Below are 19,390 nucleotides of genomic sequence, written 5' to 3'. Positions count from 1 at the left end.
CGTACTCTGGGGCGCATGCAGAACTCGGCGGACCGGCACGAGTACCCCGCCCACTGGGAGGCGGACGTCGTACTGCGCGACGGCGGCACCGCCCGTATCCGGCCGATCACCGCGGACGACGCCGACCGGCTGGTCAGCTTCTACGAGCAGGTGTCGGACGAGTCGAAGTACTACCGCTTCTTCGCGCCCTATCCGCGCCTGTCCGCAAAGGACGTCCACCGCTTCACCCACCACGACTTCGTGGACCGGGTGGGGCTCGCGGCCACGGTCGGCGGCGAGTTCATCGCCACCGTACGCTACGACCGAATCGACGCCGACGGACTGCCCGCCTCCGGTCCCGCCAGTGAGGCTGAGGTCGCGTTCCTGGTGCAGGACGCCCATCAGGGCAGGGGTGTCGCCTCCGCTCTCCTCGAACACATCGCGGCCGTCGCCAGAGAGCGCGACATCCGCCGCTTCGCCGCCGAGGTGCTGCCCGCCAACAGCAAGATGATCAAGGTGTTCACGGACGCCGGGTACACCCAGAAACGCAGCTTCGAGGACGGTGTCGTACGTCTCGAGTTCGACCTCGAGCCCACCGACCGCTCACTCGCCGTCCAGCGCGCGCGGGAGCAGCGGGCCGAGGCGCGCTCCGTACGACGGTTGCTCGCCCCGGGCGCCGTGGCTGTCATCGGCGTCGGCCGCGCCCCCGGTGGCGTAGGCCGCAGCGTCCTCGACCACATCAGGGACGCCGGTTTCGCCGGTGAGCTGTATGCGGTCAACAGAGCCTTCCCGGAGGAACAGAAGGACGTCGACGGAGTACCGGCCCACCGGTCGGTGCGTGACATCGAGGGCCCCGTGGACCTCGCGGTCGTCGCCGTCCCGGCCGAGTACGTCCCTGATGTCGTCACCGAGTGCGGTGAGCACGGCGTGCAGGGACTCGTCGTGGTCTCCGCCGGGTACGCCGAGAGCGGCCCCGAGGGACGGGAGCGCCAGCGTGAACTCGTACGGCACGCGCGCACGTACGGGATGCGCATCATCGGCCCCAACGCCTTCGGGGTCATCAACACCGCGGAGAACGTCCGGCTGAACGCGTCCCTCGCCCCCGAGATGCCGAGGCCCGGGAGGATCGGGCTGTTCGCGCAGTCCGGGGCCATCGGGATCGCGCTGCTGTCCCGGCTGCACCGGCGGGGAGGCGGCGTCACCGGGGTCACCGGGGTGTCGACATTCGTCTCGTCCGGCAACCGGGCCGACGTGTCGGGCAACGACGTACTCCAGTACTGGTACGACGACCCGGACACCGACGTGGTCCTCATGTACCTCGAATCCATCGGCAACCCACGCAAGTTCACCCGCCTCGCACGACGTACGGCGGCGGCCAAGCCGCTGGTGGTCGTGCAGGGGGCACGGCACGGCGGCGCCGCTCCCCAGGGACATGCCGTACGGGCCACGCGGCTGCCCCACGCGACGGTGTCCGAGCTGCTGCGGCAGGCCGGGGTGATCCGGGTGGACACGATCACCGAACTGGTCGACGCGGGGCTGCTGCTGGCCCGGCAGCCCCTGCCCGCCGGGCCCCGGGTGGCGATCCTGGGGAACTCCGAGTCGCTGGGCCTGCTGACGTACGACGCGTGCCTCTCCGAGGGACTGCGGCCGCTGGCCCCGCTGGATCTGACGACAGGTGCGTCCTCGGAGGACTTCCACCGGGCGCTGGCGGAGGCGTTGGCGGACGAGGGCTGCGACGCGGTCGTCGTCACCGCGATCCCCACGGTGGGGGAGGCTTCCGCCCAGGACGCCGCGTTGGCCGACGCTCTCCGGTCGGCCGCGGCGGAGGTCCCCGGCAAGCCGGTGCTGGTGGTGCACGTGGAGCTGGGCGGGCTCGCGGAGGCGCTGTCGGCTGCCGCCAGTACGGCACCGCAGGCGGGTTCACCGGCGCCCGGAGCCGTACCCGCGGGCGGTTCCCGGGCGTTCCGCGCGGCGGAACGCCCGCCCAACGCGGTTGCGATGCCCGCGCCGGCGCCCCCGTCCGCCCCCGATTCCTGTTCCCGTCTCATCCCCGCCTATCCCGCCGCCGAGCGCGCCGTGCGGGCCCTCGGTGAAGCCGTGAAGTACGCCCAGTGGCGGCGGGAGGCCGCCGAACCCGGCAAGGTGCCCGAGTCCATCGACGCGGACATCGACGAGAAGAGGGCCGCCGCGCTGATCGGCGGTCTCCTCGCGCGCGGGCAGGGGCTCACCCTCGGGCCGGACGAGACGTCCGAGCTCCTCGGGACGTACGGCATCCCGGTGCGCGGGGCCCTGCCCGCCCCGAGCGCCGACGACGCCTCGGCCGCCGCGAGGACCCTCGGTTACCCGGTCGCCCTCAAGGCCACCGCCCCGCACCTGCGGCACCGCGCCGACCTGGGCGGCGTACGCCTGGATCTCGCGGACGAGGAACAGCTGCGGCGGGCGTACGCCGAACTGACCGGTCTCTTCGGGAACCCGGAGGAGACGCGGCCCGTGGTGCAGGGGATGGCACCGCGGGGAGTCGACACCGTCGTACGGGCGGTCATCGACCCGGCGGCCGGAGCGGTGCTCTCCTTCGGCCTCGCCGGTCCCGCCTCGCAGCTGCTGGGGGACGTCGGTCACCGGCTGATACCGGTGACCGACCGCGACGCGGCCGCACTGATCCGGTCGATCCGGACGGCGCCACTCCTCTTCGGCTGGCGCGGCTCGGCGCCGGTCGACAGCGAGGCGCTGGAGGAGCTGCTGCTCAAGGTGTCGCGGCTCGTGGACGACCATCCCGAGGTCATCGCGGTCTCCCTGGAGCCGGTGGTCGTCGCGCAGCACGGCCTGAGCGTGCTCGGGGCGTCGGTGCGGCTCGCGCCCCCGCCCGTCCGCGACGACCTCGGTCCCAGGACACTTCCTGTGTACTGAGCGGTGCCTCGCAGTCAGTGGGCCCCCGTAAGATGGCCACATGGCCAAGACCAGTACGTCGACCCAGGGGCTGCGAGCGGCGATCGAGCGCAGCGGCTACTACCCGGCCCTCGTGGCCGAGGCGGTGGAGGCCGCGATCGGCGGCGACTCCATCCGGTCGTACCTGGTCCACCAGGAGACGACATTCGACGCGAACGAGGTGCGTCGGCACGTGACCGTGCTCGTCCTCACGGGCAACCGTTTCATCGTCAGCCACACCGACGAGCAGGCCGAGGACACCACCTCCCCGACGCCGTACGCCACCACGTCCACGGAATCCGTGAAGCTCGGCCGGATCTCGTCCGTGGTCGTCAGCCGGGTCGTGGCCAACCCGGAGTCGTACACCCCGGGCACGCTGCCCCGCGAGGTCGTCCTGACCATCGGCTGGGGCGCCGTCTCCCGGATCGACCTGGAGCCGGCCGCCTGCGGGGACCCCAACTGCGAGGCGGACCACGGCTACACCGGCAGTTCGACGGCGGACGACCTGAGCCTGCGGGTCAGCGAGGCCGGAGACGGCCCGGAGACGGTCCGCCAGGCCCTCGTCTTCGCGCAGGCCCTCTCGGAAGCGACTGCGGACGTCGCCCGCTGATGGCGCAGCCGACCGCCTGGGACCACCCGGAACCGCTCGCCGTCTCCTCCGCCCCCGTCCCGCAGTACGGCACGGGCTCGCTGGCCGACCTGCTGCCCACCCTGGCCGCCGGCATGGACGTACCGGGCATGTCCGCCGCGATCCCGGAGCTGGCGCCCGCCGACCGGAACTGTGTGTTCCTGATCGACGGACTGGGCTGGGAGCAACTGCGCGACCACCCGGACGAGGCCCCCTTCATGAGCTCGCTCATGAGCAGCTCGCGCGGCGACACGGGACGCCCGATCACCACCGGGTACCCGGCGACCACCGCGACTTCCCTCGCCTCCGTGGGCACCGGACTCCCGCCGGGCTCACACGGCCTGCCCGGCTACACGGTGCGCAATCCGGCCACCGGCGAGCTGATGAACCAGCTGCGCTGGCAGCCGTGGTCGGACCCGCGCGCGTGGCAGCCGTATCCCACGGTGTTCCAGCTGGCGCACCAGGCCGGGGTGCACACGGCCCAGGTCTCCTCGCCGACCTTCGAGAACACCCCGCTGACGAAGATCGCACTCAGCGGCGGAACGTTCCGGGGAAAGCTCTCCGGCGAGGACCGCATGGACATCGCGGCCGAACAACTGGCCGCCGGTGACCGCTCGCTGGTCTACACGTACTACGCGGAGGTGGACGGCAAGGGCCACCGCTTCGGCGTCGACTCGGACCCCTGGCGCGGTCAGCTCATGTACGTCGACCGGCTCGTCCAGCGGCTGGCGGAACAACTCCCGCCGCGCGCCGCGCTGTACGTCACCGCCGACCACGGCATGATCGACATCCCGTTCGACGAGCAGCACCGCATCGACTTCGACGAGGACTGGGAACTGCGCGCCGGTGTCGCCCTGCTGGGCGGCGAGGGCCGCGCGCGGCACGTGTACGCGGTTCCGGGCGCCGAGGCGGATGTGCTGACCTGCTGGCGCGAGGTACTCGGTGAGCAGTTCTGGGTGGCCTCGCGTGACGAGGCGATCGCGGCGGGCTGGTTCGGTCCGTCGGTCGACGAACGCGTGTACGGGCGGATCGGTGACGTGGTCGCGGCGGCCCGGGACGACGTCCTGATCGTCGCCTCGGAGCGGGAGCCCAGGGAGTCGGCGATGGTCGGCAACCATGGCTCGATGACCCCTGCGGAACAACTGGTCCCGCTGCTCCAAGTACGCTCCTGACGCCCGTCCCTGTCCGGCAGTCCCCGCCCGACCCCTCCGCCCGTCCTCCGCGTCACCCGCGTATCTCGCCGAAAGGTGCTCGACCTCCCATGCCCGAGCTGGTGTTCTTCTCCGGAACGATGGACTGCGGGAAGTCGACGCTGGCGCTCCAGATCGGACACAACCGGTCGGCACGGGGGCTTCAGGGGGTGATCTTCACGCGCGACGACCGGGCGGGGGAGGGGAAACTGTCCTCCCGGCTCGGTCTGGTGACGGAGGCGGTCGAGGCGGGCGTGGGCATGGATCTGCACGCCTATCTGGTGGACCAGATGTCCAGGGGCGGCAAGGTCGACTACGTGATCGTGGACGAGGCACAGTTCCTCGCGCCGGAGCAGATCGACCAGTTGGCGCGAGTGGTGGACGACCTGGGGCTGGATGTCTTCGCGTTCGGCATCACCACCGACTTCCGTACGAAGCTCTTCCCGGGTTCCCAGCGGCTGATCGAGCTGGCGGACCGGATCGAGACCCTCCAGGTGGAGGCGATGTGCTGGTGCGGGGCACGGGCCACGCACAACGCGCGCACGGTGGACGGTGTGATGGTCGTGGAGGGCGAACAGGTCGTCGTCGGTGACGTGAACCGCACGGCCGAGGAGATCGGCTACGAAGTGCTGTGCCGACGGCACCACCGACGCCGTATGACCAGCGCCTCCGCGCACGCCTCCGTCATCTCTCCGGATGTCCTGCCGGTCAATTCGGCTTGATAGTTCTGTTCGGCAGTTCTTTCCAGCCGTTCCGATACGATGAAGGTCACAATAACGTATCGGACATTTCACGCTTCAATCTTCACTTGAAGCACACAAGTTGGCTAAGTTGACCCCCGAACACCTTCCCAAACCTGCTGTCCGCACCTGACAGTTGGCCGGGGAGGACGTACCACGGAAGGAGCTCGTCCCGCATGGCGCCGGAACGAACCCGAGATGATGGGCCGAGCCGTGAGGAGGTCCAGCAACGGATCAACAGCCTCTACGACCAGGCCGAGAGCTTCACCGGGACCTTCAACGCCACGCGCGCGATGAAGCTGGGGATACGCAGGCGCGTCACCCCGGCGCCCGAGGCCGCGCGCAGGCGCTCCGATCCCGCCCTCGACGAGATCAGCCGACCGTGGTTCGACGTGGGGCGCGCCCAGCTGGGCCCGACCGTTCCTGCGGTACTGCCGCCCGACAGGAGGCCGGCCCGTACGACGGAGGCCCGGCCCGCCCGACCCGCCGACCTTCTCCCCGAGTTGACCGCCCGTCCGGTGCCGGAGCCGTCCGCAGGGCCCGCCGCCGCGCTGGAGCCCGCGGTGGTCGCCCAGCTGCCCGCCGCACCCGTGGCCGCGTTGTCGGCCGTCCCGGCGCCGCGCCAGGAGGCTCCGAGCCCGAACGCGCTCTCGGCAGAGCCCAGCTGGTTCCCGTCGCCCTCCCAGGGTGCGGCTCCGCTCCCGGCGACCGGCGGCCTGCCCGCCGAGGCCCTCTGGCGCCTTCCGGACTCCGTCGAGCAGGCTCGCCCCCAGCCCGCCGAGGAGTGGCAGCTGCCCCAGCCGGCCGGCCTGGGCCCCGACGCGTTTCTCGACGCGGCCACGCCTCTCTACGCGGGCACGCTCCGCGACGGGGACTACGCCCTGGTCACCGAACTCCCCCTCGTCACGGAGCCGTTCCCCGTCGCCGCCGACCCGTTCCCGGCCCCCGTGCCGCAGGAGCCGTACGGCACACAGGCGCCCTACATCACGCAGACGCCGCCGCACGGGACACAGACCTCCTACGCGACGGAGTACGGCACGCAGACGCCGCCCCACGGCACGCAGACGTCGTACGCCACAGGGACCTACTACTTCGCCGCCGAGTCCGGTGCGAAGGCCGCGAAGGCGGTCGCCTTCGCCCGGGCGCAGATCGGCAGGCCGTGCGTCTGGGGCGCGGCCGGCCCGGGGTCGTACGACAACGCCGGTCTGGTCCAAGCCGCTTGGAAGGCCGCCGGGGTCGCGCTCCCGCGTGCCGTGCACGATCAGGCGAGCGCCGGCATGATGATCAACCTCGCCGACGTCCGGCCCGGTGACCTTGTCTTCTTCCATGGCGAGGCGGGCCATGTCGGGCATGTGGGCATCTCCGTCGGCGACGGAATGATGATGCACGCGCCGAATCCGGGGTCCAGGGTCCGCGAGGACTCGATCTTCGCGGCCGGTGAGGCGGCGATCCACAGCGTCCTGCGGCCCGCGTAGAGGCCATCCAGGGCTCCGTCAGTGGGCGCCCTGGATCAGAGAGAACATCGCCCCCTCGGGGTCCGTCACGATCGCCACCCGCCCGTGTGCGCTGTCGTGCGGAGGCTTCACGACGTGGCCGCCCAGGTCCACCAGCCGGGTGGCCGCCACGTCCGCGTCGGCGACCTCGAAGTACGTCCTCCAGTGCGGTCCCCGGTCGCGGGGCAGGAAGTTGCCCACGCCGTGGATACCGGCGACCGGGCGGCCCTCGACGTGCAGGGTGACGTAGTCGAAGTCCGCCGAGACCACGGCCTCCTCCTCGTACCCGAAGACGGTCTTGTAGAACTTGGCGACGCTCGACGAGTCGCGGGTCACCAGCTCGTTCCAGGCGGGGGTGCCGGGGACGCCGGTGATGCCCGTACCCAGGTGGGCGGCGGTCTGCCAGATGCCGAACACCGCTCCCATCGGGTCGGAGGCCAGTGCCAGCCGGCCCGCCTCGGCCGCGTCCAGGGGGCCCACCCCCACGGTGCCTCCCGAGTGCCGAACCATCTCCGCCGTGAGGTCCACGTCGTCCGAGGCCAGGTACGGCGTCCAGGCGACGGGGAGGTGGCGGTCCGGGGGCAGCTGGCCGATGCCGGCCACCTCCTGGCCGTCCAGCAGGGCTCGTACGTACCAGCCGAGCTGCTGCGGGCCCAGTTCGAACTCCCAGCCGAACAACTCCCCGTAGAACTCCTGGGTCGCTGTCATGCCGTGCACCATCAGACTCACCCAGCAGGGTGTGCCGGGCGCGTGCCGGGCGGGCGCTTCGCTGTTCCGGCCGGCCGACTCCCGTGCCTCGGTCATCGTCACTCTCTCCTCGACCCCTCGCGGTGGCCGTGTCACTTCCGCTGTCCGCCCCGTCGGCGGACCTGCCGCACGCCGTCGTAGGGCGTGCTCCGTCGTGTACGTCGGTCGTGCCGGGCCGCCTTCTCGCGTACCCGCAATGCTCCGTGCCGATGCTCGCACCACCCGCGGCACCGCGCGTCCGGGCCGCGCCGACCCGGCACGTCCTCGTCCCGAGGGTGCCTGAAGCGGCTTTTCCCGCCCATTTCCACGTGATTACCGCACTGTGTCCATAGGTCGTACAGCATGTGTCCGATCCCGTACGCCACGTGATCGAACCTGTCCGGCGGGAGAGTAGCCCGACCTGGCCGTCGCGGCCACCCCGTGGGTAAGGATGGAGCCATGAAAGCCATCATCTCCGCACCCGAACTAGTGAACGAACTGGCTGGTTCCCGCCCGCCGGTCCTCCTCGACGTCCGCTGGCAGTTGAGCATGCCCGCCCCAGGTGGCGCGGCGCCTTTCGACGGGCGTGCCGAGTACTCCGCAGGGCACCTTCCCGGGGCGGTCTTCGTTGACCTGGACAGGGAACTCGCCTCGGCCTCGGGGCCGGCCGGGCGGCATCCGCTGCCCGAGCCGGAGGTGTTCGGCGCCGCCATGCGCCGCGCGGGCGTCTCGTCCGGCGTTCCGGTGGTTGTGTACGACGGCGGACAGGGCTGGGCGGCGGCCCGTGCCTGGTGGCTGCTGCGCTGGACGGGTCACCCGGACGTGCGGGTTCTCGACGGCGGGTTGCCGTCCTGGGAGGGGGCGCTCGACACGGACGTGCCCGCGCCCGCCGAGGGCGACTTCACACCGGTGCCGGGAGCGGTGGAGCTCCTCGACGCGGACGGGGCCGCCGCGCTGGCCCGCTCCGGGCTGCTGCTCGACGCACGCGCGGGGGAGCGTTACCGGGGCGAGGTCGAGCCCATCGACCGGGTCGGCGGACACATCCCGGGCGCGGTCTCGGCGCCCACGAACGAGAACGTGGGCGCGGACGGGCTCTTCCTGCCCGCGGACGAGCTGACGGCCCGTTTCAAGACCCTGGGCGCGGCGGACGCCACCGCGGTGGGTGTCTACTGCGGCTCGGGCGTCTCGGGCGCCCACGAGGTCCTGGCCCTGGCGGTGGCGGGCATTCCGGCCGCCCTGTACGTCGGGTCGTGGTCGGAATGGTCGGGGGATCCGACGCGGCCCGTGGCCGTGGGACCCGATCCGCAGTAGCCCGAACGAGTGGTGTGTACGACTGTGGGGGCCGCATTCGACGGATGCGGCCCCCACAGTCGTACGAGTAGCCCGTACGGGTGGCTACTCCTTGTTCTTCCGGCGTGTGCCGAACACGATCTCGTCCCAGCTCGGTACCGCCGCTCTCCGGCCGGGACGGACGCCGTCCGCCTCGGCCTGGCGGTCGGTGGCACCGACGAGGCGGTCGCGGTGGGCGCCGACCGAGCGGGGCATGAGCACGTCCGCGTAGGCGGAACCGGCCGAGGCCGCGGGAGCCGGGGGCTCCTCCACCTCGGGTTCGGTCACCGGTTCCTCCGGGGCTTCCGTGGAGGAGGGTCGTTCCGGCACGACCATGTCGCCGCGGAAACTCGGTACCGCTTCCAGAAGGCTCGTCAGCGAGTCACGCTCGCTCGCGCTGACGCCCTCCTCGGTGAGCTCGGCGGACGGCGCGGGCAGGGCCGGACGGTCCAGCGGGCGGTCGCGCGGCAGCCGGGCGATGCGCGGTACGAACGGGAAGCTGGGTTCGGGCGCCGCGAGGTCGTCCGACTCGCCGATCAGCGAGCGGGCCTCCTCGTCGACGGCCTGTACGAGCCGCCGGGGCGGGTCGTACGTCCAGCTCGCCGAGTGGGGTTCGCCGGCCACCAGGTAGACCAGCAGGACTTCCCAGGTGCCGTCGTCGCGGCGCCAGGAGTCCCACTGGACGGTGTCCTTCTCGGCGCCACGGATCAACAGCCGTTCCTGCACGGCCTCGCCGAGCTGTGGACCGGCGTTCTCACCGGGCCGACGGACCGGAGTCTTCCGGGCCCGCTCGGCCATGAAGGCTCGCTCGGCCAGCACGGGGCCCTCGAAGCGGCGTACGCGATCCACCGGAATCCCGGCGAGTTGCGCCACCTCTTCCGCGGACGCGCCGGCACGTATGCGTGCCTGGATGTCGCGGGGGCGGAGATGACTCTCCACCTCGATCTCGATCTGGCCGAGGCGGGGACGGTCGCCGCGTACGGCGGCGCGCAGACGCTCATCGATCGGAAGCGTGTACTCCGTGCTGTCCGCAGCCTTCAGCACCAGCCGTGTGCCGTCGTTAGAGACGGCCACGACACGCAGTTCGGGCATGGGGACCTCCCGGGTGGTGCCTGCCGACGTCACGTGCGTCGCTGCTTCCGCTAGTCGAGTGTGGCCTGCCCGGGTGCAGCCTGCCACAACCTTGCCGAGTTGCCCGGCGTGTCGGGCAGGGGCCCGAGGTCGCCGTTATGCCACGGTTATCTATTCGCAACGCTAAGTGACAAACTCCGTCACCCTGTGCAACGAGCTCCCTCTTGACGATCCCGGAAAGACCCCGGACGCCCAGGCGGGAGACCGGGCCCAGGGCTCGCAACAGTACTCCATTTGGGCCACGTGCGTGGATTGGCACGCCACCCAATTCCTGCCGGGGAGTGCGAGTTGGCCGTTCTCCCGCCGGTTCCGTGACCTCGGACGTCGCGTGATTCACGTAAACATCGGAAACGGAACCAATTGCTTCGCTACGCGCCTAGAACCCGCCGCAAGTAGTCGTTCTGGAACAGCCGTTCGGGGTCGAGCCGGTCCCGAAGAGCGGTGAACTCACCGAAACGGGGATAGACACCGGCGAAGTACTCGGCGTCCCGCGTGTGCACCTTGCCCCAGTGCGGCCGTCCCTCGTGCGCCGTGAAGATGCGCTCGGCGGCGGTGAAGTACGCCTGGTAGGGCGTCCCGCGGAACATGTGGACGGCGACGTAGGCGCTGTCGCGGCCCGAGGCCGTGGAGAGCGCGATGTCGTCCGCGGGGGCCGTGCGCACCTCCACGGGGAAGCTGATCCGCATGTCCGACCGGTCGACCATCGCCTTGAGTTCGCGCAGTGTCGCCACCAGGGCCTCGCGCGGGACGGCGTACTCCATCTCCACGAAGCGCACCCGGCGCGGAGACGTGTAGACCTTGTAGGGGATGTCGGTGTAGGTCCGCGCGGACAGGGCCTTGCTGGAGATCTGGGCGATCGTCGGGATCGTGGCGGGCACCGTGCGGCCGACGAGCTGGGCCACCTGGAAGACGCCGTTGGAGAGGAACTCGTCCTCGATCCAGCCGCTGATCGGGCTGACCGGCTTCTCGGGGCCCGCGCTGCGGTTGTTGCGCTTGGTGTTGGTGTTGCCGGTGTGCGGGAACCAGTAGAACTCGAAGTGCTCGTTCTCGGCCCAGAGTTCGTCGAAGGCGCTGGTGACCTTGTCGAAGGTCATCGGCTCCTCGCGGGCGGTGAGCAGGAAGAGCGGCTCCACGGCGAAGGTGATCGCGGTGAGGATCCCCAGGGCGCCGATGCCGACGCGGGCCGCCGCGAAGACCTCCGGATTCTCCTTCTCCGAACAGGTGAGCACCGAGCCGTCCGCCGTCACCAGCTCAAGTGCCCTGATCTGGGCGGCTATCGAGCCCGACTCACGGCCGGTGCCGTGCGTGCCGGTGCTGGTGGCGCCGGAGACCGTCTGCTCCATGATGTCGCCCATGTTCGTGAGCGACAGACCCTCGCGGGCGAGAGCCAGGTTGAGTCTCTTGAGCGGAGTGCCCGCCTCGACCGTGACCGTCATGTTCTCGCGGTCGATGTCGCGGATACCGGTCAACAGTTGAGGGCGGATCAACACCCCGTCGGTGGCGGCGGCAGCCGTGAAGGAGTGTCCGGTGCCGACGGCCTTCACCTTCAGGCCGTCCGCGGCCGCTTTCCGAACGGCCGCGGACAGTTCCTCCACGGAAGCGGGCGTGACCTCCCGGACGGGCCGGGCGGTGACGTTGCCCGCCCAGTTACGCCACGTGCCGCTCTTGCCGCTCACTGTGCTGCTCAACGGTGCCTCCCCGACACGGAGCCGGTCTGTTCAGCCGGCGGTACCCCAGGAAACCGACCGCGACCGCGACGGCTCCGGACGCCACCGGAACCCCGTACCCGGCCCTCGCACCGGCGGCGTCGATCACCCAGCCGGACACGGAGGAGCCGAGCGCGACGCCGACCGCGAGCCCGGTGCTCACCCAGGTCATGCCCTCGGTCAGTTGCGCGCGTGGTACGTGCTGTTCGATGAGGGACATCGTCGTGATCATCGTGGGAGCGATGGACAGACCCGCAACGAACAGCGCCACGGCCAGGAACGGCAAGTTTCCGACCAGTAGGAGGGGGATCATACTCACGGCCATCGCACATATGCCCAGTAGCCACCGGCGTTCCGGGGCTCCCGGGAGGCGCAGCAGCCCGAACACGGCTCCCGCCGCGCAGGAGCCCGCCGCGTAGACGGCGAGTACGACGCTCGCGGCGCCCTTGTGGCCCTGTTCCTCGGCGAAGGCGACGGTGACCACGTCGACGGCTCCGAAGATCGCTCCAACCGCCGCGAAGGTGACCACCAGCACCTTGAGGCCGGAGGAGCGCAGCGCCGAGCCGCTCTTCCGCTGCGTGCGCGGATGCGGTTTCGGTTCGGTGTCGCTCTGCGACGTCAGCCAGAAGACGCCGACCGCGAGGAAGCAGGCGGCGAGCAGCGGCCCCGCCTCCGGGAACCACGCCGTGGAGAGACCGATCGAGATGATCGGCCCGAAGATGAAGCAGATCTCGTCCACCACGGACTCGAAGGAGTACGCGGTGTGCAGCTGCGGGGTGTCCCGGTAGACGGCCGCCCAGCGTGCCCTCGTCATCGCGCCGACGCTCGGTACGCAGCCGATGCCGGCGCTGCACACGAACAGCACCCAGTCCGGCCATCCGAAGTGCGCGGCGAGCAGCAGCCCGGCGGAGGCCAGCAGGGCGCAGAGCGTCGCGGGGCGCAGCACGCGGCGCTGCCCGTACTGGTCGACCAGACGCGAGACCTGGGGGCCCGCCACGGCGGCGGCCATGGCGATGGTCGCCGAGAGCGCGCCCGCGAGTCCGTACCTGCCGGTGAGCTGGGAGACCATCGTGACCACGCCGATGCCCATCATCGACAGCGGCATCCGGCCGAGGAACCCCGCGGCGGTGAAGCGCCTGGAGCCCGGGGCGGCGAACAGGGCGCGGTAGGGGCTGGGCACGGGGGACTCCGGTCGATCCGGTAAGGCGTGAGGGAAGCGTGGGTAAGGCGTGAAGGCGGCTGATACAGCTTACGGGTCGGGCGATCCGCACGCACCTGCGGGGACGGGCCGGGATCCCGGCTGTCAGAGGGGGGTGGCAGGATCGGAACCATGCGAGATGCGCTCGACGCCACCCCCTACGACGCCCTGCTCCTGCTCTCCTTCGGCGGCCCCGAGGGCCCGGACGACGTGGTTCCGTTCCTGGAGAACGTGACCCGCGGGCGGGGCATCCCCAAGGAACGCCTCAAGGAAGTCGGACAGCACTACTTCCTGTTCGGCGGGGTCAGCCCGATCAACGACCAGAACCGCGCCCTCCTGGACGCCCTGCGCAAGGACTTCGCGGACCACGGGCTGGATCTGCCGGTCTACTGGGGCAATCGCAACTGGGCCCCGTATCTGACCGACACCCTGCGCGAGATGGTCCAGGACGGCAGACGCCGCATCCTCGTCCTCGCCACCAGCGCGTACGCCTCGTACTCGGGCTGCCGTCAGTACCGCGAGAACCTCGCGGACTCCCTGGCCGCCCTGGAGAGCGAGGGCCTCGACCTGCCCGAGGTCGACAAGCTGCGGCACTACTTCAACCACCCGGGCTTCCTGGAGCCCATGATCGAGGGCGTGCTCACCTCCCTCGCCGACCTCCCCGAGGACGTCAGGGACGGCGCGCACCTCGCCTTCTCGACCCACTCCATCCCGACCGCGTCCGCCGACACCTCCGGGCCCGTCGAGGACCACGGGGACGGCGGGGCGTACATGAAGCAGCACCTGGACACCGCGCGGCTGATCGCGGACGCCGTGCGCGAGCGTACCGGCGTCGACCACCCGTGGCGGCTCGTCTACCAGTCGCGTTCGGGTGCCCCGCACATCCCGTGGCTGGAACCCGACATCTGCGACCACCTGGAGGACCTGCACGGTGCCGGTGTCCCGGCTGTCGTGATCGCGCCGATCGGGTTCGTGTCGGACCACATGGAGGTCCTGTACGACCTCGACACGGAGGCCATGGCGAAGGCGGCGGAGCTGGGCCTGCCCATGCGCCGCTCCGCGACGGTGGGCGCCGACCCGCGCTTCGCCGCGGCGATCCGTGAACTCGTCCTGGAGCGTGCCGCCACCGAGAACGGCCAGGACATCACCCCGTGCGCCCTGGGTACGCTCGGCGCCACCCGGAACTTCTGCCCCGTGGGCTGCTGCCCGTCCCGTGCCCCCAGGCCCGCCGCCGCGGGCGCCGACAGCCCGTACGCGTGAGGACTCCTGTGACCGACCCCCTGCTGCCCGAACTGCTCCGGCTCGCCCAGGAGGCGGCCCGCCGCGCGGGAGAGCTGCTCCGGGACGGCCGGCCGGCCGATCTCGCGGTCGCCGCCACCAAGTCCAGCCCCATCGACGTCGTCACGGAGATGGACATCGCGGCGGAGAAGCTGATCACCGACGTGATCTCCGAGCAGCGCCCGGACGACGGTTTCCTCGGCGAGGAGGGTGCGTCGAGCGAGGGCACCAGTGGCATCCGGTGGGTCATCGACCCGCTCGACGGCACGGTCAACTACCTCTACGGGTTGCCCACTTGGGCCGTCTCCATCGCCGCCGAGCAGGACGGCGAGCGGGTCGTCGGCGTGGTCGCGGCGCCGATGCGCGGCGAGACGTACCACGCGGTGCGCGACGGGGGAGCCTGGGCGACCGGGGCCTGGGAGGGCGAGCGCCGGCTCGCCGTCCGCCCGGCCCCGCCACTGGACCAGGCACTGGTGTCGACGGGCTTCAACTACGTCGCCGAGGTCAAGGCCCACCAGGCCGAGGTGGCCCGGCGACTGATCCCGTTGCTGCGCGACATCCGGCGCGGCGGCTCCGCGGCGGTCGACCTGTGCGACGTGGCGTCCGGCCGCCTGGACGGCTACTACGAACGGGGCCTCAACGCCTGGGACGTCGCCGCGGGCGACCTGATCGCCCGAGAGGCGGGCGCGCTGACCGGTGGACGCCCCGGAGAGCGCCCGTCACGCGATCTGACGGTCGCGGGCACCCCCGGGGTCTTCGAACCCCTCCAGCGCCTCCTGGAGGACTTCGGCGCCTGGCACGACTGAGGAAACACGACGGCGGAAACACGACTGACGAAAAGAGAAGGAGCCCCGGCACTGGATCGATGCCGGGGCCCCTCTTCTCACCATTTCCTGCGGACTGAATCAGACGCTGGCCGCGCCGACCTCCACACCGTGTTCGGCGGCAAGGCGGCGCAGGTCGTCGAGTTCGGCCTGTTCCACCTCGACGAGGAAGTCGTCGCCCTCGTCGCGAGCCCGCGTCAGGTCGGTCTCGGTCGCCCTTATGCGCTGCTGAAGTCCTGCGGTGAATGCGTCCATGCTGCGCCCCCTCGTCCTGGGTCGTGGGTCGATGGCACGGGGGTGTGCCGATTCGGAAGGGGCGATCACGTCTCCAACTGGGTGCCCAGCGCTGCCCTGCCGGGCGGCGACGGTGCCGGACACCCACGCCCGCTCTGCGGAAAGCGGTTCGTTGTGCCACTAGGTGTCATGGCACACGCAGAGCGTGATCGCGGGGTGTAAAGCCGTCCTCCCCCCGCTCCTCGCGGAGGAAACCTCAACCCGCCAAGAATTCTTCCCGCCGCCGTCGCGGGAGCGGCTCGGATCGGCCGGGAAGGTGCCATGTCCCGATCGTCCAAGGGCCTCTTACAACCGGTTTACGGACCAAAGCGGCAGGATGGGGGCCTGACCGCAGGAAAAGTTTCCGCCAACGTGCCGTCCCGGCCCGCGGGCGACCCCGAGGAAGGACAAACGACGTGCGCGTACTCGTCGTCGAGGACGAGCAACTGCTCGCCGATGCGGTGGCCACCGGACTCCGCCGGGAGGCCATGGCCGTCGACGTCGTGTACGACGGCGCGGCGGCCCTGGAACGCATCGGCGTCAACGACTACGACGTGGTCGTCCTTGACCGGGACCTTCCGCTGGTGCACGGCGACGACGTCTGCCGCAAGATCGTCGAACTCGGCATGCCCACACGCGTGCTGATGCTCACGGCCTCCGGAGACGTCAGTGACCGGGTCGAGGGCCTGGAGATCGGCGCCGACGACTACCTCCCGAAGCCGTTTGCCTTCAGCGAGCTGACGGCACGCGTGCGTGCCCTCGGTCGGCGTACGAGCCTGCCGCTGCCGCCCGTCCTGGAGCGCGCCGGGATCAAGCTCGACCCGAACCGCCGCGAGGTCTTCCGCGACGGCAAGGAAGTCCAGCTCGCGCCCAAGGAGTTCGCCGTCCTGGAGGTGCTGCTGCGCAGCGAGGGCGCGGTCGTCTCCGCCGAGCAGCTCCTGGAGAAGGCCTGGGACGAGAACACCGACCCGTTCACCAACGTCGTACGCGTGACCGTGATGACCCTGCGCCGCAAGCTGGGCGAGCCTCCCGTGATCGTCACCGTGCCGGGTTCCGGCTACCGGATCTGATCTCCGATGGCCACGACACCCGCGCCCCCGCAAGCGCCTCCGAAGCCCACCTGGGACCCGAGGAAGCCGCAGCTGCCGTTGCCCTGGCTGCGTCCGACCATCCGCATACGCCTCACGCTGCTCTACGGTGGCATGTTCCTGATCGCCGGCATCCTGCTGCTGTCGATCATCTATCTGCTGGCCGCCCAGGCGATCCGTGAGGGCAGCGGCAGCCAGTCCTTCCAGATCAGCAGCAGTAGCAACATCAAGATCACCAGTGACACGTGCCCGGTGCTGAACGTCGCGACCACCGACGAGGAGCGCACCGCCGCCCTCAAGGCGTGCAGCGACACCCTGCGCCAGCACGCCCTGGACGGCCTGCTCAGCCGCTCCCTGCTCACCCTGCTGGGCCTCGCCGTGATCGCCTTCGCCTTCGGCTACGCCATGGCCGGCCGGGTCCTGACGCCGCTCGGCCGGATCACCCGCACCGCCCGCGCGGTGGCCGGCTCGGACCTGTCCCGAAGGATCGAACTGGACGGCCCCGACGACGAGCTGAAGGAGCTGGCGGACACCCTCGACGACATGCTGGAGCGTCTGCAGCGGGCCTTCACCGCCCAGCAGAGGTTCGTCGGCAACGCGTCGCACGAGCTGAGGACGCCGTTGGCGATCAATCGCACACTCCTGGAGGTGCATCTGTCGGACCCGGCGGCGCCGCCGGAGCTCCAGCAGCTCGGCAAGACGCTGCTGGCCACCAACGAACGCAGTGAGCAGCTCGTCGAAGGACTGCTGCTGCTCGCCCGCAGCGACAACCAGATCGTCGAGCGCAAGCCGGTGGACCTCGCCGAGGTCGCCACGCAGGCCGTCGACCAGACGCATGCCGAGGCCGAGGCCAAGGGGGTCGAGTTCCGCGGGAAGCGGGATCCCGCGGTCGTCCAGGGCAACGGCGTGCTGCTGGAGCGGATCGCGCTCAACCTCGTACAGAACGCGGTCCGGTACAACGTGCCGGAGGACGGCTGGGTCGAGGTGATTACCGAGGTCCAGCACGGGCAGGCGGTGCTGGTGGTCTCGAACACGGGTCCCGTGGTCCCCGCGTACGAGATCGACAACCTCTTCGAGCCCTTCAGGCGGCTGCGTACCGAGCGTACGGGCAGCGACAAGGGTGTGGGCCTGGGACTGTCCATCGCGCGCTCTGTGGCGCGCGCTCACGGCGGTCACATCTCGGCCCAGCCACGGGAGGGGGGTGGGCTCGTGATGCGAGTCGCCCTGCCGATCTGAGATCATGTCGCCGACACGCGAGGATGTTCGCTTTGCGCGGAATTTTCGGGGTACCCTCCCCGCACCCTCGTGTGTGATCGATCACAAGGGCGAATTTCCCGCCATCCACTCACCGTGATCATGCAAGTCGCCGTAAGGCCCGGTAGATCCGGGTTTTCGGGGGTCTTGATCACGGGAAGTACACGGTGGGGCGCCTTTGAAGTGCGGCATTCGGACCGTGTACGGTCCCGATCGCCATCCACGCCGATCTCTCCCAAGGGGGTCGGTTGGGTGTCGATTCAGTAACAGACCTTGATGTGAGGCAAAATCTCCGCCTCAGGTCGGGCACAAGTCCGGCCTCTCACGCGTTACCTGCGCTGAGACACCGCAGACACCCAGAGGGGGAGAGCGCGACATGGCAACGGATTACGACACCCCACGCAAGACCGACGACGACGTTGACTCGGACAGCCTTGAAGAACTGAAGGCCAGGAGGAACGACAAGTCGACCTCCTCCGTGGACGTCGACGAATTCGAGGCCGCCGAAGGCCTCGAACTGCCCGGAGCGGACCTCTCGAACGAGGAGTTGGCCGTCCGGGTGCTGCCCAAGCAGCAGGACGAGTTCACTTGCATGACCTGCTTCCTGGTGCACCACCGCAGTCAGCTGGCCCGCGAGAAGAACGGTCAGCCGATCTGCCGCGACTGCGACTGAGGCAGGGTCGGCCGTGACTGGCTCGACCCCTCCTTGGAAGCGCCGCTTCCCCTCGCGGGGAGCGGACCAGGGGCCGCAGAACGGCCCTCATGGTGTGCGTGACGACGAGCGGGGCTCATCCGTAACAGGATCGGCCTCGCTCGAACCGGCCGCCGGGCCGGCCGACCACGGGGATGACCTCCCGGTGCCGGCCGAGCCTTCCGCACCCGTCGCCGGGCGACGGACGGCCGCGATCCAGAAGGCCAGAGAAGGCGTCCGCAAGGGCGGCAGCCGCGCGAGAGCGGGTCTGGCCTACCTCACCGACCGGATCATCGAGAACGCCCCACGTATCCCCGTACGCGACCTCGCCACCCTCCGCCGCCAGTTCCCGGGCCTCGGGCCCGAGCAACTCGCGGACAAGCTCGTCGCGGGCGCCGCGAGCGCCACGGCGACCGTCGGCGCGGGCATCGGCGCGGCGGCGATGCTGCCGGTGCCACCGGCCATGCCGACCGAACTGGCCGCCGAGATCACCGGTGTGGCCGCGATCGAGCTGAAAATGATCGCCGAACTCCACGAGGTCTACGGCGCACGACCGCCGGGCGGTCTCAAACAGCGCAGTACCGCCTACCTGAACTCGTGGTCGGGTGAGCGCGGGATCGACGTGACGAAGCCGTCGACGATCAACTCGGCCCTCGGCGGCCAGATGAAGCGCGAACTGCGCCAGCAGATCATGAAGCGGATGGTCCGCGACCTGCCCAACCTGATGCCGTTCATGGTGGGCGCCGCCGTCGGCGCGGTCATGAACCGGCGCGACACCAGAAGACTCGCGGACCGCATCCGCAAGGACCTGCGCAGATTCCAGGTCCCCTGGGAGCAACTCCCGGAACTGCCCCCGCTGGAGCCGCCCACCGACGCGCTGAACCTCGGGGACGCGCCGAAGGAACTCGGGACGTAGAGGCGTCACAGGGGGCGCGGA

Annotated in this window: 17 protein-coding genes; 12 read left to right on the top strand and 5 right to left on the bottom strand. The window is 70.5% G+C overall.

The window, feature by feature from the left end; translation table 11 throughout:
• The first annotated feature begins 15 nt into the window (after positions 1-15).
• The 5 genes from PV734_RS35405 (at position 16) to PV734_RS35385 (ending at position 6,937) form a co-directional block, all read left to right on the top strand.
• Entirely contained in the window at positions 16-2,886 is a 2,871-nt protein-coding gene (locus PV734_RS35405; RefSeq protein WP_319293519.1) for a GNAT family N-acetyltransferase, read from the top strand.
• A 40-nt stretch (positions 2,887-2,926) separates the two neighbouring features.
• Entirely contained in the window at positions 2,927-3,514 is a 588-nt protein-coding gene (locus PV734_RS35400) for a DUF5998 family protein (protein WP_318320856.1), read from the top strand.
• Positions 3,514-4,704, top strand: coding sequence for an alkaline phosphatase family protein (locus PV734_RS35395; protein ID WP_319096049.1), 1,191 nt, complete (start codon positions 3,514-3,516; stop codon positions 4,702-4,704). Before PV734_RS35400 ends, PV734_RS35395 begins: the two co-directional genes overlap by 1 nt.
• Before the next feature lie 89 nt (positions 4,705-4,793).
• A complete protein-coding gene (locus PV734_RS35390; RefSeq protein WP_319096050.1) occupies positions 4,794-5,444 on the top strand; it encodes a thymidine kinase in 651 nt (216 codons plus the stop codon).
• Positions 5,445-5,638: 194 nt separating this feature from the next.
• Positions 5,639-6,937, top strand: coding sequence for a C40 family peptidase (locus PV734_RS35385; protein ID WP_319293517.1), 1,299 nt, complete (start codon positions 5,639-5,641; stop codon positions 6,935-6,937).
• 18 nt (positions 6,938-6,955) lie between these two features.
• On the opposite strand, the gene PV734_RS35380 is transcribed toward PV734_RS35385, so the two are convergent.
• The gene (locus PV734_RS35380; protein ID WP_319096052.1) at positions 6,956-7,759 is read right to left on the bottom strand and encodes a VOC family protein; all 804 of its coding nucleotides are present in this window, start codon (positions 7,757-7,759) and stop codon (positions 6,956-6,958) included.
• A gap of 381 nt (positions 7,760-8,140) precedes the next feature.
• Here PV734_RS35380 and PV734_RS35375 point away from each other — a divergent pair, with 381 nt between their 5' ends.
• Entirely contained in the window at positions 8,141-8,992 is an 852-nt protein-coding gene (locus PV734_RS35375) for a sulfurtransferase (RefSeq protein WP_319096053.1), read from the top strand.
• 84 nt (positions 8,993-9,076) lie between these two features.
• On the opposite strand, the gene sepH is transcribed toward PV734_RS35375, so the two are convergent.
• The 3 genes from sepH to PV734_RS35360 all read right to left on the bottom strand — a co-directional run bounded on the left by sepH (position 9,077) and on the right by PV734_RS35360 (position 13,027).
• Complete coding sequence (gene sepH / locus PV734_RS35370; protein ID WP_319096054.1) at positions 9,077-10,102, bottom strand: septation protein SepH; 1,026 nt, start codon at positions 10,100-10,102, stop codon at positions 9,077-9,079.
• Positions 10,103-10,509: 407 nt separating this feature from the next.
• A complete protein-coding gene (locus tag PV734_RS35365; protein ID WP_319096055.1) occupies positions 10,510-11,829 on the bottom strand; it encodes a D-arabinono-1,4-lactone oxidase in 1,320 nt (439 codons plus the stop codon).
• The gene (locus PV734_RS35360; RefSeq protein WP_319096056.1) at positions 11,789-13,027 is read right to left on the bottom strand and encodes an MFS transporter; all 1,239 of its coding nucleotides are present in this window, start codon (positions 13,025-13,027) and stop codon (positions 11,789-11,791) included. Before PV734_RS35360 ends, PV734_RS35365 begins: the two co-directional genes overlap by 41 nt.
• 150 nt (positions 13,028-13,177) lie before the next feature.
• On the opposite strand from PV734_RS35360, the gene PV734_RS35355 reads away from it, so the two are divergent.
• Complete coding sequence (locus tag PV734_RS35355; protein ID WP_319096057.1) at positions 13,178-14,305, top strand: ferrochelatase; 1,128 nt, start codon at positions 13,178-13,180, stop codon at positions 14,303-14,305.
• 8 nt (positions 14,306-14,313) lie between these two features.
• Entirely contained in the window at positions 14,314-15,129 is an 816-nt protein-coding gene (locus PV734_RS35350; protein WP_319096058.1) for an inositol monophosphatase family protein, read from the top strand.
• A gap of 99 nt (positions 15,130-15,228) precedes the next feature.
• Here PV734_RS35350 and PV734_RS35345 read toward each other — a convergent pair whose 3' ends face one another.
• Entirely contained in the window at positions 15,229-15,402 is a 174-nt protein-coding gene (locus tag PV734_RS35345; RefSeq protein ID WP_179200522.1) for a hypothetical protein, read from the bottom strand.
• A 434-nt stretch (positions 15,403-15,836) separates the two neighbouring features.
• Between PV734_RS35345 and PV734_RS35340 the strand changes: the two genes are divergently transcribed.
• From PV734_RS35340 to PV734_RS35325, 4 genes are all read left to right on the top strand, one after another.
• Complete coding sequence (locus tag PV734_RS35340; RefSeq protein ID WP_006380516.1) at positions 15,837-16,490, top strand: response regulator transcription factor; 654 nt, start codon at positions 15,837-15,839, stop codon at positions 16,488-16,490.
• Positions 16,491-16,496: 6 nt separating this feature from the next.
• On the top strand, positions 16,497-17,744 hold the full coding sequence (locus tag PV734_RS35335; protein WP_319096060.1) for a HAMP domain-containing sensor histidine kinase: 1,248 nt from the start codon (positions 16,497-16,499) through the stop codon (positions 17,742-17,744).
• A gap of 394 nt (positions 17,745-18,138) precedes the next feature.
• Positions 18,139-18,435, top strand: a complete 297-nt coding sequence (locus tag PV734_RS35330) for a DUF4193 domain-containing protein (protein WP_006380512.1) — start codon at positions 18,139-18,141, stop codon at positions 18,433-18,435.
• Positions 18,436-18,448: 13 nt separating this feature from the next.
• On the top strand, positions 18,449-19,369 hold the full coding sequence (locus PV734_RS35325) for a hypothetical protein (RefSeq protein ID WP_319293515.1): 921 nt from the start codon (positions 18,449-18,451) through the stop codon (positions 19,367-19,369).
• Positions 19,370-19,390: the final 21 nt, after the last annotated feature.

The organism is Streptomyces sp. AK08-02 (assembly GCF_033795085.1).
GTDB classification, from domain to species: domain Bacteria; phylum Actinomycetota; class Actinomycetes; order Streptomycetales; family Streptomycetaceae; genus Streptomyces; species Streptomyces echiniscabiei.
The sequence above is the reverse complement of the archived record's forward strand: the minus strand, read 5'-3'. Positions and strand labels throughout refer to the sequence as shown.